Origin of the sequence: uncultured Nocardioides sp. (genome assembly GCF_902805925.1) — a bacterium.
Classification (GTDB): domain Bacteria; phylum Actinomycetota; class Actinomycetes; order Propionibacteriales; family Nocardioidaceae; genus Nocardioides.
Genome location: NZ_CADCUP010000012.1, coordinates 1 through 12,692 on the forward strand (window position 1 = coordinate 1; position 12,692 = coordinate 12,692).

The window sequence follows — 12,692 nt, forward strand, 5'->3', positions numbered from 1 at the left end:
GCGAGCTGACCATCGATCCACGCCGCGACTACCAGCCCACCGGCAGACCACCCGGACCCACCAGAAACAAGTAGCCCGGACCTACGAATGTAGGTCCGGGCTATTCCGATGTCCTGAGACATCACATTGTAGCGGGGGCAGGATTTGAACCTGCGACCTCTGGGTTATGAGCCCAGCGAGCTACCGAGCTGCTCCACCCCGCGTCGGTGAACAGAACCTTACGGGATGGCGCGATCCGTTCTCAACTCGGGTCGGGGTGACGCCGGACACGCCTAGGGCTGAGCGTTGCGGCCCGCGATCTCGACGGCCTCGGCCACCAGGTCGCGAGCCTCGTCCAGCGCCGCGGCCCAGCCCACGGTGTCGCCCTGCTGCTGGAGCTGGTCGGCCTCGGCGAACTTCTGCTCCGCCCGGTCGAGCAGCTGGCCGACCCGCTGGTTGAGCGTGCCCGTCGGCGGCTCGGTGGGCTCGTCCGTCGGCTCGGCCGTCGGCTCCTCGGTGGGCTCCTCGGTCGGCTCCCCCGCGGGCGGGGTCGTCGGCGTCTCGGTGCCCGGCTCGCCGGTGAGCGCGCTCTCGATCGCCCCGGTCAGGGTGGCGGAGATGCCCACCTGGCCGCCGTACGACACCAGGACGTACTGGAGGATCGGGTACGACGCGGTGGAGCCCGACGCGGCGGCGGCGTAGAGCGGCTGGACGTACATCAGCCCGTCACCGACCGGGAGCGTCAGCATGTTGCCGTAGATCGGCCGTCGCCCGCCCTGCTCGAACTTGAGCAGCTCGGCCCGCACGCCCTCGTCGGCCGCGAACTCGTTGGCGATCTGCCCGGGACCCTGGGTCGCCTCGTTCGGCAGCTCCAGGGAGTTGATCGTGCCGTAGTCCTCGCTCGTCGCGTCGCTGTTGACCGAGACGAAGGCCGCCAGGTTGTTCTTGCCGCGCGGCACGTAGACCGACGTCAGCGAGTAGATCTGGTCGGCCGGGCTGTCGGTCTCCGGCGGGTTGACGAAGAGGCGGTACGGCGGCTGGTACTGGCGGTTGCTGTCGTCGTTGGGGTCGAAGGGCACCTGCCAGCGGTTGTTGCCCTCGTACCAGTCCTTCGCGTCCGTCACGTGGTAGCGGGCGTACTGGTAGCGCTGCACCTTGAAGAGGTCCTCGGGGTAGCGCAGGTGCGCCATCAGGCCGTCGGAGATCTCCGACCTGTCCTGCACCACGTCGGGGAAGACCGAGCGCCAGGCGCGGAGCATCGGGTCGTCCTCCTCCCAGGCGTAGAGCCGGACCGTGCCGTCGTAGGCGTCGACCGTCGCCTTGACCGCGTTGCGCATGTAGTTGATCTCGTCGGTCGGCAGCGTCTGGAAGCCCGTCTGCTGGGCGAGCGAGTCGTTGGTCATCGTCGTGAAGGACGCGCGCTGCGAGAGGGGGTACTGGTCGGTGGTCGTGTAGCCGTCGAGGATCCACTGGATCCGGCCGTCGATCACCGCGGGGTACGGGTCGGCGTCCACCGTCAGCCACGGCGCGACCTTCTCGACCATCCGGCGCGGGTTGCGGTCGTAGAGGATCTTGCTGTCCTCGTGGACGCGCGAGCTCAGCACCAGGTTGGGCTCGCCGAACTTCGTGGCGTAGAGCAGCTTGTTGAACAGGCTGCCGACCGGGACGCCGCCCTCGCCGTCGTAGGACGTCGTGGTGTTCTCGTCGTCGCGCTCGCCACGGGGCAGGTCGAGCTCGACCGCGTTGACGTCGGGGTCGGGGTTGCGGCCCACGACGGAGTAGCTGGGGCTGAGCTCGCCGAAGTAGACCCGGCTCTCGTAGGGCTCCTCCCCGATGTCGGTCAGCGCGGTCTGGCCCGCCTCGCCGCCCTCGGCCCACTCCACCTCGGTGCGCTGGGTCTCGTCGTCCGAGCCACGCTGGTTGGCGTAGGCGGCGATGACGCCGTTGCCGTGGGTGTAGACGGTGTGCAGGTTGGACCAGTTGCGGTCGGCGTCGTCGAGACCGCTCTGGTCGAGCTCGCGCACGCCGAGGACCAGGGCGCGCTGGTCGGCGCCGATGCCGTAGCGGTCGACGTCGAGCACGTCGGCCACCGAGTAGTAGGCACGCACCTGCTGGAGCTGCTCGAAGGTGTCGCGCACCTGCTGGGGGTCGACCAGCGGCACGGAGGCGGTGGCGGCGTCGAGCGTCGCGAGGTCGGCTCCGGCACCCGTGCCGGCGGTGAAGGGCTGCTCCTGCACGTCCTCCACGTCGTAGGCCGCCCGCGTCGCGTCGATGTTCTTCTCGATGTACGGCGCCTCCTTGTCGGCCTCGCTCGGCGAGACCTGGAAGCGCTGCACGACACCGGGCCAGATGAGGCCCAGGAGGATCGCGGAGAGGGCGAGCAGCCCCACGCCGAGCGTGGGCAGCATCCAGGTGCGGCGCCAGACGTTGAGGAAGAAGAGGATCGCGCAGATGACCGCGATGCCCATGAGGATGTTCTTCGCGGGCAGCACCGCGCGGTCGTCGGTGTAGGTCATGCCCGTGATGAGCCCGCCGGAGCCGTTGAGCAGGTCGAACCGGTCCAGCCAGTAGTCGGCCGCCTTGGCGAGGACGAAGACGCCCACGAGCGCGGAGAACTGTGCCTGCGCGGCGGGGCTCAGCCGGTCGCTCGAGGACTGCAGGCGGATCCCGCCGTACAGGTAGTGGACGACGGCAGCCGCCATCAGGCCGATGACGGCGAGCGCCATCGTGAAGTCGACCAGGTAGTGCCACCAGGGCAGGTCGAAGACGTAGAAGCCGACGTCACGGTTGAAGTAGGGGTCCGTCTCGCCGAAGGGCACACCGTTGCGCCACAGCGAGAACTGCCGCCACTGCCCGGCCGCGGAGGTGCCGGCGAAGAGGCCCATGAGGCTGGCGACGCCCAGCAGCAGCCAGCGCTTGATCGGCGCGACGGCGCCGCGGTAGCGCTCGAGGTTGTCCTGCTCCATCGAGGTGGGGCGGAAGAACGGGCGGAAGCGGTAGGCGAGGTACATGTTGAGCCCGACCACGGCGCCCATCAGGGCGCCGAAGACCAGGAACAGCCCGATCCGGGTCACGAGCAGGGTGGTGAACACCCCGGAGTAGTCCACGGACCTGAACCACAGGCGCTCGGTCCAGAACGACGCGAAGCCGGTGAACAGCAGGAACGCCGCCAGCAGCACCCCTGCGGTGATCACCAGGCTGCGCGAGCGCCGAGGCGCGGTGGCGACGGCAGGCTGCGGCCGACCGGGCTGCGGGTCGGTGCCGAACATGTCGCTCACGAAGTCTCCTCGTCGAGGGTGGTGTCATCGAAGGTGCTCAGAAGAAGCTGGAGAAGGCCGGGCACCAGGTGGGTACCGTCGACCACCGACTGCTCGTCGTCGTGCGCGCGCAGTCGTAGCGCAGAGTACGTCGCCCCTGCACGCGTCGCACCGGCCACGATCCGGACCTCTTGGCGCAGCGGGTGCTCGCCGGCGAAGGCGGCCGCGGCCGCGGGGTCGTCGGGGATCTCCTCGTCGACCTCGGGCGGCAGCACCAGCCGCTCCACCACGGCGGCACAGCCGGTGACGGTGTCGGGCCACACGACCTGCTCGAGCACCCGCTCGAGCTGCTCGCCGGGCGGCAGGTCGTCCTGCTCGATCGGGGTGAAGGAGCCGTCCTGGGCGCTGTCGTCGAGCCCCATCGAGGCCGCGAGCGCCGGCTCGGAGGCCACCAGGCGGGCGGTGTCGACCAGGGCGTAGAGCCGCGCCTGCTGGTCCCAGCCGGCGGTGGCGGCGTGGGCCTCGATCTCGAGCACGGCGGTCGCGAGCGCGGGGTCGCTGGGCAGGGTGGTGTCGATGCCCTCGGGCAGGTCGGTCACGGGGTCTCCTCCGGGCACGCGGGAAGGGGGGCGTCGTGGTCGGCGGTCCACGCCTCGATGGCCTGCACAGCCTCGTGCATCGTGGAGACCACGGCCAGCCGCATGTCGCCGCGCGGTGCCCTCTCGGCCTCCCGGCAGTTGCCGACCGGCACCAGGAAGAGCTCGGCGCCGTCCTCGCGCGACGCCGCGATCTTCTGCGGGATGCCGCCGATCGGGCCCACCTCGCCCTCCTGGTCGACGGTCCCGGTGCCGGCGACGACCGCGTCGCCGGTGAGCGAGCCCGGCGTGAGCGTGTCGAAGATGGCGAGCGAGAACAGCAGGCCCGCGCTCGGGCCGCCGATGGTGGGGTCGATGTTGACGCTCACCCGGAAGGGGAAGTCGAAGCCGGGGCCCGGCGTGATGCCCACCCTGGCCTGGCCGTCGACCTCCTTCGGCGTCACCTCGACGGTCCGCTCCTCCTCGCCACGGCGGATCCGGAAGTCGACCGGCTCTCCGGCCGGGACCGCTCGGACCGCCTGGACCACGTCGTCGGGACCGGTGATCTCGGTGCCACCGACCGCCAGCAGCACGTCGCGGACCTCCAGCTTGCCGGCCGCCGGCAGGTCCTCGGACACGTTGAGGACCTCGGTGACCGGCGCGACGTCGATGCCGAGCTCGGTCAGGGCGGCGGCGACCGCGGAGTCCTGGGAGGAGACCATGGCGACCGCCGACTCGGTGCGCGAGTCCTCCTGGGTCTCCTCGGGCGAGTAGACCGCGTCGTACGGCACGATCGCGTCGTCGCGGCTGATCCACGCGCTGGTGGCCTCGAAGAGGTTCACCGTCGACTGCGGCCGGGTGACGTAGACGGTGGTCATCCGCAGCTCACCGCCGTCACGGTAGGTCTTGCGCCCGGAGACCTGCACGATCTCCTCGCCGTCGTCGGAGCCGAGCACGTCGACCGTCACGCCGGGCTCGTAGGTGACGTAGGGCAGGCCGGAGACGAGCGCCACGGCCCAGAGCGCGACGAGGAGCGGGATCGCCAGGATCCCGGCCACGGTGCGCTGGGTCATGCGCACACTGTCTCAAACACCGGCAACTAGGAGGCGTCGCGGGTGGGGCGCACCGCGATGCCGGTGCTGCGCTCGCGGGCCCGCGTCACGGGCTCGGCGCGCGGCAGGTCCTTCTCGAGGGCCCGGGCGAGGCGTCGTACGGCGACGTCCCGGTCCACCTCGCCGCGACCGTCGCGGCCCAGCCAGCCCACCCATGCCATGGCGCCGAGGGTGACGGCCAGGGTGGGTACGAGCCACAGGAGGATGTCCACGGGCCCAGGATAGGAGCGCAGGACGGCCGTGGCCGGCACCCACGCCGGTGAGCGCGACCCCCGTCAGGGTGTGCCCACCCACTCCTCGGAGCCGTCGGCGAACCGCTGGTGCTTCCACACCGGGACCTCCGCCTTGAGGGTGTCGATCAGGGCGCGGGAGGCGGCGAAGGCGTCGCCGCGGTGGCTGGCGGTGGTGGCGACGACCACGGCGATGTCGCCGATGGCGAGGCTGCCCACCCGGTGCACGGCCGCGACACCCTGCACGTCGTGCTCGGCGGCCACCTTCTCGGCCACCTCGCGGAGCTTGTCGAGGGCGGTCGGGTGGGCCGAGTAGTCGAGGCCGCTGACCCCCTTGCCCCGGTCGTGGTCGCGCACCCGGCCGACGAAGAGGGTGAGCCCGCCGGACTCCGCGTCGTCCAGCGCCGCGAGCACCTCCGCGACGTCGAGGGGGGTCTCACGCAGGTCGACGAGTCGTACGGCGTCAGTCACGCGCCGAGTCTATGAGGCGGTGAGTACCGTGGGGCCATGGGTTTCACCAATGATCCGACCAGCGGGCCTCCCGAGGAGCCCGAGCAGAACCCCTTCAAGGGCACGCCGTTCGAGGCGTTGTTCTCCGGCGGCGGGGGCGCCGGCTTGGGTCCGGCGGGCTTCGGCGGCATGGACCTCTCGGCCCTCATGGGCCAGGTGCAGGCGATGATGCAGCCCTACGACGGCCCCATCAACTGGGACGTCGCCATCGACATGGCCCGTCGCGCCGCCGCGCAGCAGCCCGACCCCTCGCCCACCGCCCGCGACAAGGACGCCGTCGCGGACGCCGTCCGGCTCGCCGACCACTGGCTCGACTCGGCCACGGACCTTCCCTCCGGCGTGACGACCACCGCCGCCTGGAGCCGTGCCGAGTGGATCGTCAACACCACCGACGCCTGGAAGGTGCTCGTCGAGCCGATCGCCGCCCAGGCCGTCGACTCGCTCGGCAAGGCGCTGCCCGAGGAGGCCCGCGCCATGGCCGGCCCGCTCATCGGCATGCTGTCCAAGGCCACCGGGGCGATGGTCGCCAGCCAGGTCGGCTCCGGCCTCGGCGCGCTCGCCGGGGAGGTTCTCGGCGCCACCGACATCGGGCTGCCTCTCGCGGCCCCGGGCGTCGCCGCGCTGGTGCCCGAGAACGTCAAGGCGTTCGCCGGCGGCCTCGACGTGGACGACGCCGACGTCACCCTCTACCTCGCCCTGCGCGAGGCCGCCCACCAGCGGCTCTTCGCCAACGTGCCGTGGCTGCGCGAGCACCTCATCGGTGCCGTGACCGACTACGCCCGAGGCATCGAGATCAACACCTCCGCCATGGAGGAGCAGGTGCGCGGGCTGGACCTCACCAACCCCGCGGCCCTGCAGGACGCCTTCGAGGGCGGCATGTTCGACCTCGCCCAGTCCCCCGCCCAGCGGGCGGCGCTGCAGCGTCTCGAGATCACCCTCGCCCTCGTGGAGGGCTGGGTCGACGAGGTCGTCGGCCAGGCCACCGCCGAGCGGATGCCCGCGGCCGCCAAGCTTCAGGAGGCCGTGCGCCGCCGCCGCGCGGCCGGCGGCCCTGCCGAGCAGACCTTCGCCTCGCTGGTGGGGCTCGAGCTGCGGCCGCGTCGGCTGCGTGACGCCTCCACGCTGTGGGGCTCCCTGCGCACCCGACAGGGCACCGAGGCACGCGACGGCGTGTGGATGCACGCGGACCTGCTGCCGACCGCCTCCGACCTCGACGACCCGCTGGGGTTCCGCGAGGACGCCACGGCGCCGGAGTCGCTGTCGCTGACCGACGAGGACTTCGAGGCCGGGCTGCGCGGCCTGCTCGACGGTCCCGGCGACGACCGCCCCCAGGAGTGACGCTCCACGCCGACGCACTGGGGCGCCTCGAGCGCTGGACGCCGCCCTCTCCCGACCAGCTGGCCCTCAAGGACCGGTTCCTCGGTCACCTGCGCGCCTCCACCGACGCGATGACCCGGGCGGCGTACCCGGACCACGTCACCGCCGGCACGCTCGTGCTCTCCGCCGACCTCGACCACGTGCTGCTCAACCTGCACCGCAAGGCGCGGCGGTGGTTCGCGTTCGGCGGACACTGCGAGCCCGGCGACCGCACGCTGGTCGCCGCGGCCGCACGCGAGGCGGCCGAGGAGTCCGGCATCGCCGGCCTCGACGTCGACCCGGTGCCGGTGCACCTCGACGCGCACGTCGTGGAGTTCTGCGACCCCCGCGGGCCCGTGACGCACCTCGACGTCCGGTTCACCGGCAGGGCCGCGCCCGACGCCGTGCACGAGGTCAGCGAGGAGTCGCTCGACGTGCGCTGGTGGCCGGTGGTCGCGCTGCCCGAGCTGGAGGCCGAGATGCACACGCTCATCCGGCTCGCGCGGGGCCGCTGGTCCCAGCGTTCGGGCTAGGCGTCAGTCGACCGGGTCGCCGTCGTCGGGCGGCTCCATGTCGGCAGCGGCCGACCAGCCGATGAGGTAGCCCTTGGCCCGCTCGGCCCGTGGGTAGCGGTCGACCCACGCCCAGAACCTGGCGTCGTGCGCCGGCTCGAGCAGGTGCGCGAGCTCGTGGACGAGCACGTAGTCGATCACCCACCGCGGCATCCCCTGCAGCCGCGCCGAGAGCCGGATCGACCGGTCGCCGGGCGTGCACGATCCCCATCGCGACCTCTGGTTGGCCACCCAGCGGACGGTGTCGGGCGTGGCGAGGCCGCCGAAGAACTCGTCGTCGAGCTGCCTGGCCCGAGCCATCAGCTGGTCGTCGCTGGGCCGCTTGCGGGCCTCGGCCCGGTCGAGGCGGTCGACCATGCGGGCGACCCAGGACGCCTCGTCCCTCTTGCTCATCGTGGCGGGGATCATCACGACCACGCGGTCGCCGTCGCGGTAGGCCGAGACCGTACGGCGCCGCCGCGCCGAGCGGCGTACCTCGACCCGTGCCTCGGGAGCCGTCACGGCGCGTCCTTGGCGGCCCAGGCGAGCAGCCGGTCGCGCGGCCAGGTGTTGACGATGCGCTCGGCCTCGATGCCCGCGGCCTCGGCCCGCTCGCACCCGTAGACGAGGAAGTCGAGCTGGCCGGGCGCGTGGGCGTCGCTGTCGATGCTGAACAGGCAGCCGATGTCGCGGCCGAGCTCCAGCAGGGCGCTGGGCGGGTCGCGGCGCTCGGGACGGGAGTTGATCTCGACGGCCACGTCGTGCTCCGCGCACGCCTCGAAGACGGCCCGGGCGTCGAACCGGCTCTGCCCCCGCACCCCGCGGTTGCCCGTCACCAGCCGGCCGGTGCAGTGGCCCAGGACGTTCATCCGCGGATTGCGGATCGCCCCGAGCATCCGGCGCGTCATGGCGTCGGGGTCCATCTTGAGCTTGGAGTGCACGCTGGCGACGCGCAGGTCCAGCCGTGCGAGCATGTCGTCGGTCTGGTCGAGCCCGCCGTCGTCGAGGATGTCCACCTCGATGCCCTTGAGCAGGGTGAAGGCGCCGCCCAGGTGGTCGTTGACGGCGTCGATGACGGTCAGCTGGCGAGCGAGCCGCTCGGCGCTGAGCCCGTGGGCGATCGTGAGCCGCGGCGAGTGGTCGGTGAGCACCAGGTAGTCGTGACCGAGCTCGATCGCGGTGAACGCCATCTCCTCGATCGGCGACCCGCCGTCGGACCAGTCGGAGTGGCAGTGCAGGTCTCCCCGCAGCGCGGCGCGCAGCGTGGTGCCCCCGTCGGTCAGCGGGCCGCTGTGCTCGCGCTCGAGGGTCGCCAGCCGGGCAGGCACCTGGCCACGAGCCGCCTCGGAGATGACCGTCGCGGTGCTCCTGCCGACGCCCGGGAGCTCGGTCAGCGTGCCGGCGGCCACGCGGGCTGCCAGGTCGTCGTCGCCGAGCGGCAGCACGGCGGCCGCGGCGGCGCGGTAGGCCTTGACCTTGTAGGTGTCCTCGCGGGCGCGCTCGAGGAGGAAGGCGATCCGGCGCAGGGCGGCCACCGCCCCACCGTCGTACGGCTCGCCGGCCGTCGGGACCCTCGTTGCCTCGACCACTGTGTCCTCCACATCCTTCCCCCGCCATTGTGGCTGGTCAGCGGGGTGGACCACGAGCGCGCCGCGCGTGTCCTGCACAGCGTCATCCCGTGCGGTCCGCGGGTTGTCCACGGTCGCAACCGCTCACGCACAGGCCTGTCCACAGGGTTGTGCACAGGAGTGGACAACCTGTTGACCGGGTGACCGATTGCCGTGCAAGGACCGCCGTGCTAGGACCGCCTCCGGGTCAGCGGCCGCGGAAGACCGCGGCCCGCTTGTCCCGCGCCGCGGCGATGCCCTCCTGCAGGTCGGCGGTCGCCAGCGTCACCGGCTGGGCCAGCGCCTCCCACTGCAGGCAGGCCTCCAGGTCGCGGTGACCGCCGGCGAGCGCCAGCTTGGTCAGCCGGCTGGCGATCGGCGCGGTGCCGGCGATCTCGGCGGCGGTGGCGAGGACCTGGTGCCGGAGGTCCCCGGGCGGCGTGACGCGCGACACCAGGCCCATCGACAGTGCCTCGTCGGCGGCCACCACCCTCCCGGTGAGCAGCAGGTCCCGGGCGTGCGCAGGCCCGACCACGTCAGGCAGCAGGTAGGTGGCGCCCATGCCGGCGTGCATGCCGAGCCGCACGAACGGTACGCCGAGGCGCGCGCCCGCCGCGGCGTACCGGAGGTCGCAGGCCAGGGCCAGGCAGAGCCCGGCACCGATGGCGTGGCCGTTGACGGCAGCGATCGTCGGCACCTCGAGCCTCCTGATGGAGAGCCAGGCCCGGTAGAAGGGCATCATCCGCGCCCGCAGCTCATCGACGGTGGCGTCGGGCTCGCCGGAGATCCACCCGGTGTCGCCGCCGGAGCAGAAGGCGCTGCCCTCCCCCGTCACGACGACGACCCGCACCGACGGGTCGGCGGCGACCTCGTCGATCGCCTCGACCCACGAGCGCGTCATCTCCTCCGACATCGCGTTGCGCTGCTGGGGGTTGTCGAGGGTCAGCAGGACGACGCCCTCCGAGGGACGTTCGAGGCGCAGGTGGGCGCGGTCGCGGTCAGCCATGGCTGGAGGATACGAGGGGGCCCGGCGGCCCCTCCCGCCACGCTGGGAGGGGTGCGTGCCACGCCTGCGCTCAGGCGTGAAGTAGGGTCGTTCACGGCTCAGGGACACCCGTCCCCGAGCACCGGCGGGCAGGCCCCGAGTCCCCGCCGCGACGACCAAGCAATACCAGAGGCAAGGAGGCCGTCATGGCGGAGACCTGGAGCGGCGAGTTCTACTGCGTGAAGTGCAAGGAGAAGCGCGAGGCGGAGGGTGAGGTCAAGGTCAACGACAAGGGCACCCGGATGGCCAAGGCCGTCTGCCCCGTCTGCAGCACCAACCTCAACCGGATCCTCGGCAAGGCGTAGTTCCACGCCCCACAGCTGACACGGCGGCGCCACCCTCGCGGTGGCGCCGCCGTGCTGCGTCCCGGGCCTGTGGACGAGCCCGGCGCCGGCACCGCTGCGGCTGCCAGGCTGGTCCCGTGCACGACATCGAGAGCCTTCGCTGGGTGCGGCTACGGGCGGGGGTCCCCGTCGTGCGTCGCGACGACCGGCACCTGCAGGTCGGGTCGCACCCCCAGTGGCGCGTGGTGGTCCCGGCCACTCCCGCGTTCGGCGCCCTCCTGCGTCGGCTCGCCCGGGGCCTCGACCCCTCCCTGCTCCCCGGCGACGAGGCGAGCCTGGTCGCCGACCTGGCCGACGCCCGGCTGCTCGTGGCACCGGGCGAGCGCGACCGCCGGCTGCTGCGCCGGTCCCGCACCCTGGTCGGGCTCGCCGGGCCCGAGGTGTGGCTGGGCGAGCTGGCCGGCAGGCTGTCCGACGCCGGTGTCCGCAGCGTCGAGGGTGCCGACGAGGAGGCCGACGTGGCCGTGGTCATCTCGGCCGGGGAGCCCGACCGCGAGGCGGGCGACCGGTGCCTGCGCGCCGACCAGCCCACGCTCTTCGTGGCAGCGGTCGACGGGCGGGTGCTCGTCGGACCGTTCGTGGTGCCGGGCAGCACCGCCTGCCTGCAGTGCCTCGACGCGCACGCCCGCGACCGAGACGCGCGCCACCCCGTGCTCGTCGAGCAGTGGTCGGGCGGCGCGCAGCCGGTGGAGGTCGAGGCGTCGTTGATGTCGCTGGCCCTGGCCTGGGCGTGCGACGACGTGGTCCGGTGGTGCCACGCCGCGCGTCCGACCACGTGGTCGGCCACGGTCCGGCTCGACGAGGAGGCCGCGCCCCAGGTCCTCACCTGGGCGCCCCACCCCTGGTGCGGCTGCGGCTGGTCGGGCCTCGACGTCCCGGGGTGATCCCGGTCGTCACCACCACTCGTTGTCGAGCTTGCCCTCGATGCTGCGCAGGTGCGTGCGAGAGCACGACTCGCAGTAGCTGCGCCGCCGGCCGTTCTCGACCGACGTCGTCCAGGTCAGGGTCTCGGCCTCGCTCTCGGCCTGCCGGCCGCAGAAGTCGCACGTGGACACAGCACCGAGGCTACGCCGGCCGCCGTACGACCACTGCGTGGCGCGGCATCTGCGCTGGACCTCGGCGCGGGACGACGTCGACAGCACGAGAGCCGGGTACGACGACTGCGTCGTACCCGGCTCCCGGCCATGGTGCGGTGGTCACCCGGCGATCAGGTGCGGGTGACCGGCCTGGTCAGAGGCGAGCGAGGGCGAGACGTGCCTGCTGCGCTGCCTTCTCGGCCTTGCGGCTCATCCGGCGGGCGAGTGCCAGCTGGTGACCGCGGCGAAGCTGCTGCGCCTCTCCCAGGCGCGCGGACATTTGTGCCCGCGCCAGATCTTCGTGCATGAGATTCATGTCGGTTCCTTCGGAGCTCGTGGTGGTGTTCGGGTCGGTGTTCATGGAGGTGATGTGTCCTTCGGGTCAGACGGCGCGGAGCAGGGCCAGACGTGCCTGCAGCGCGGCCTTCTCGGCCTTGCGGCTGGCGCGGCGGGCTACGGCCAGGTGGTGGCCGCGGCGAAGCTGCTGCGCCTCTCCCAGACGCGCGCTCATCTGTACGCGTGCCAGGTTCTCGTGCATGAGTTCCATGTCAGTGCCTTCGTTCTAGGTGGTGGTCATCGGGTCGTGTGGATCGGTGCTGCGGATGGATGGTGCAGGTCGTCGGTGCAGGTGCTCGCTCGGAGGAGCCGGTCAGGCAGCCACCTCGGCCCCGGCGTCCTTGCGGGGCCGGCCGCGGGGGCGCTTGCGTGGGATCACCACGCCTTGCAGGAAGAGCTCACCGCCCCAGACGCCCCACGGCTCACGCCGCTCGAGGGCGCTGTCGAGGCACAGGGCCACGACCGGGCAGTCCTGGCAGAGGGCCTTGGCGTTTTCGACGTCGCTGGGCGATTCGGCGAACCACAGGTCCGGGTCGTTGATCCGGCACGGAGCCTGCTGCTGGAGCTCTTCCGAGACGCGGTCGAGAACACTGATGGTCATATGTGTCACCTCCTCTTGTGACCTGATCGCTGACGGTGGTCGGGGAAACAGAAAGGCCGCGGATCCCTGATTCGGGTTCCGCGGCCTGGAGGCGCCGGTGCTGTTGGGTGTCA

16 protein-coding genes and 1 tRNA gene are annotated in these 12,692 nt (G+C 72.2%); 4 read left to right on the plus strand and 13 right to left on the minus strand.

The genetic code is table 11. The annotated features are described in order from the left end of the window. Nucleotides 1–129 precede the first annotated feature (129 nt). The 6 genes from QZX64_RS00690 to QZX64_RS00715 form a co-directional block, all read right to left on the minus strand. Nucleotides 130–203: transfer RNA gene (locus QZX64_RS00690), tRNA-Met, on the minus strand. Between the two features lie 69 nt (nucleotides 204–272). Beyond that, nucleotides 273–3,248 carry a UPF0182 family protein gene (locus QZX64_RS00695; protein ID WP_295656152.1) on the minus strand — a complete coding sequence of 992 codons (2,976 nt, stop codon included), beginning with the start codon at nucleotides 3,246–3,248 and terminating at the stop codon, nucleotides 273–275. A gap of 5 nt (nucleotides 3,249–3,253) precedes the next feature. Continuing rightward, complete coding sequence (locus tag QZX64_RS00700) at nucleotides 3,254–3,835, minus strand: PPA1309 family protein (RefSeq protein WP_295656126.1); 582 nt, start codon at nucleotides 3,833–3,835, stop codon at nucleotides 3,254–3,256. After that, nucleotides 3,832–4,884, minus strand: a complete 1,053-nt coding sequence (locus QZX64_RS00705) for a PDZ domain-containing protein (RefSeq protein ID WP_295656127.1) — start codon at nucleotides 4,882–4,884, stop codon at nucleotides 3,832–3,834. The genes QZX64_RS00700 and QZX64_RS00705 overlap by 4 nt, the downstream gene beginning before the upstream one ends. 26 nt (nucleotides 4,885–4,910) lie before the next feature. Beyond that, nucleotides 4,911–5,135, minus strand: a complete 225-nt coding sequence (locus tag QZX64_RS00710; RefSeq protein WP_295656128.1) for a hypothetical protein — start codon at nucleotides 5,133–5,135, stop codon at nucleotides 4,911–4,913. 63 nt (nucleotides 5,136–5,198) lie between these two features. Beyond that, complete coding sequence (locus tag QZX64_RS00715) at nucleotides 5,199–5,624, minus strand: molybdenum cofactor biosynthesis protein MoaE (protein WP_295656130.1); 426 nt, start codon at nucleotides 5,622–5,624, stop codon at nucleotides 5,199–5,201. A gap of 36 nt (nucleotides 5,625–5,660) precedes the next feature. Between QZX64_RS00715 and QZX64_RS00720 the strand changes: the two genes are divergently transcribed. After that, entirely contained in the window at nucleotides 5,661–7,001 is a 1,341-nt protein-coding gene (locus QZX64_RS00720; RefSeq protein ID WP_295656133.1) for a zinc-dependent metalloprotease, read from the plus strand. Then, nucleotides 6,998–7,552, plus strand: a complete 555-nt coding sequence (locus tag QZX64_RS00725; RefSeq protein WP_295656134.1) for an NUDIX domain-containing protein — start codon at nucleotides 6,998–7,000, stop codon at nucleotides 7,550–7,552. Before QZX64_RS00720 ends, QZX64_RS00725 begins: the two co-directional genes overlap by 4 nt. Before the next feature lie 3 nt (nucleotides 7,553–7,555). On the opposite strand, the gene QZX64_RS00730 is transcribed toward QZX64_RS00725, so the two are convergent. The 3 genes from QZX64_RS00730 to QZX64_RS00740 all read right to left on the minus strand — a co-directional run bounded on the left by QZX64_RS00730 (nucleotide 7,556) and on the right by QZX64_RS00740 (nucleotide 10,183). Continuing rightward, the gene (locus QZX64_RS00730) at nucleotides 7,556–8,092 is read right to left on the minus strand and encodes a M48 family metallopeptidase (protein WP_295656135.1); all 537 of its coding nucleotides are present in this window, start codon (nucleotides 8,090–8,092) and stop codon (nucleotides 7,556–7,558) included. Continuing rightward, entirely contained in the window at nucleotides 8,089–9,171 is a 1,083-nt protein-coding gene (locus tag QZX64_RS00735; RefSeq protein WP_295656136.1) for a PHP domain-containing protein, read from the minus strand. Before QZX64_RS00735 ends, QZX64_RS00730 begins: the two co-directional genes overlap by 4 nt. A gap of 214 nt (nucleotides 9,172–9,385) precedes the next feature. Beyond that, nucleotides 9,386–10,183 carry an enoyl-CoA hydratase/isomerase family protein gene (locus QZX64_RS00740; protein WP_295656139.1) on the minus strand — a complete coding sequence of 266 codons (798 nt, stop codon included), beginning with the start codon at nucleotides 10,181–10,183 and terminating at the stop codon, nucleotides 9,386–9,388. Between the two features lie 185 nt (nucleotides 10,184–10,368). Between QZX64_RS00740 and QZX64_RS00745 the strand changes: the two genes are divergently transcribed. Both QZX64_RS00745 and QZX64_RS00750 read left to right on the plus strand, forming a co-directional pair. Beyond that, nucleotides 10,369–10,527 (plus strand): DUF5679 domain-containing protein, encoded by a 159-nt coding sequence (locus QZX64_RS00745; RefSeq protein WP_091115022.1) that lies wholly within the window; start codon nucleotides 10,369–10,371, stop codon nucleotides 10,525–10,527. Nucleotides 10,528–10,643: 116 nt separating this feature from the next. Continuing rightward, nucleotides 10,644–11,450 (plus strand): hypothetical protein, encoded by an 807-nt coding sequence (locus QZX64_RS00750; protein WP_295656143.1) that lies wholly within the window; start codon nucleotides 10,644–10,646, stop codon nucleotides 11,448–11,450. A 9-nt stretch (nucleotides 11,451–11,459) separates the two neighbouring features. Here the strand turns inward: QZX64_RS00750 and QZX64_RS00755 are convergent, their stop codons facing one another. From QZX64_RS00755 to QZX64_RS00770, 4 genes are all read right to left on the minus strand, one after another. Continuing rightward, on the minus strand, nucleotides 11,460–11,621 hold the full coding sequence (locus QZX64_RS00755; protein ID WP_295656144.1) for a hypothetical protein: 162 nt from the start codon (nucleotides 11,619–11,621) through the stop codon (nucleotides 11,460–11,462). A gap of 175 nt (nucleotides 11,622–11,796) precedes the next feature. After that, nucleotides 11,797–12,003 (minus strand): hypothetical protein, encoded by a 207-nt coding sequence (locus QZX64_RS00760; RefSeq protein ID WP_295656146.1) that lies wholly within the window; start codon nucleotides 12,001–12,003, stop codon nucleotides 11,797–11,799. Between the two features lie 21 nt (nucleotides 12,004–12,024). Continuing rightward, nucleotides 12,025–12,189 (minus strand): hypothetical protein, encoded by a 165-nt coding sequence (locus QZX64_RS00765; RefSeq protein ID WP_295656148.1) that lies wholly within the window; start codon nucleotides 12,187–12,189, stop codon nucleotides 12,025–12,027. Nucleotides 12,190–12,291: 102 nt separating this feature from the next. Further along, nucleotides 12,292–12,579, minus strand: a complete 288-nt coding sequence (locus QZX64_RS00770) for a WhiB family transcriptional regulator (RefSeq protein WP_295656150.1) — start codon at nucleotides 12,577–12,579, stop codon at nucleotides 12,292–12,294. Nucleotides 12,580–12,692 lie beyond the last annotated feature (113 nt).

Bases quoted from the DNA above. Each gene is read 5' to 3' on its own strand.
- QZX64_RS00695 (WP_295656152.1), bottom strand. From the start codon at position 3,248: ATGTTCGGCACCGACCCGCAGCCCGGTCGGCCGCAGCCTGCCGTCGCC.
- QZX64_RS00705 (WP_295656127.1), bottom strand. From the start codon at position 4,884: ATGACCCAGCGCACCGTGGCCGGGATCCTGGCGATCCCGCTCCTCGTC.
- QZX64_RS00720 (WP_295656133.1), top strand. From the start codon at position 5,661: ATGGGTTTCACCAATGATCCGACCAGCGGGCCTCCCGAGGAGCCCGAG.
- QZX64_RS00740 (WP_295656139.1), bottom strand. From the start codon at position 10,183: ATGGCTGACCGCGACCGCGCCCACCTGCGCCTCGAACGTCCCTCGGAG.
- QZX64_RS00745 (WP_091115022.1), top strand. From the start codon at position 10,369: ATGGCGGAGACCTGGAGCGGCGAGTTCTACTGCGTGAAGTGCAAGGAG.
- QZX64_RS00760 (WP_295656146.1), bottom strand. From the start codon at position 12,003: ATGAACACCGACCCGAACACCACCACGAGCTCCGAAGGAACCGACATG.
- QZX64_RS00765 (WP_295656148.1), bottom strand. From the start codon at position 12,189: ATGGAACTCATGCACGAGAACCTGGCACGCGTACAGATGAGCGCGCGT.
- QZX64_RS00770 (WP_295656150.1), bottom strand. From the start codon at position 12,579: ATGACCATCAGTGTTCTCGACCGCGTCTCGGAAGAGCTCCAGCAGCAG.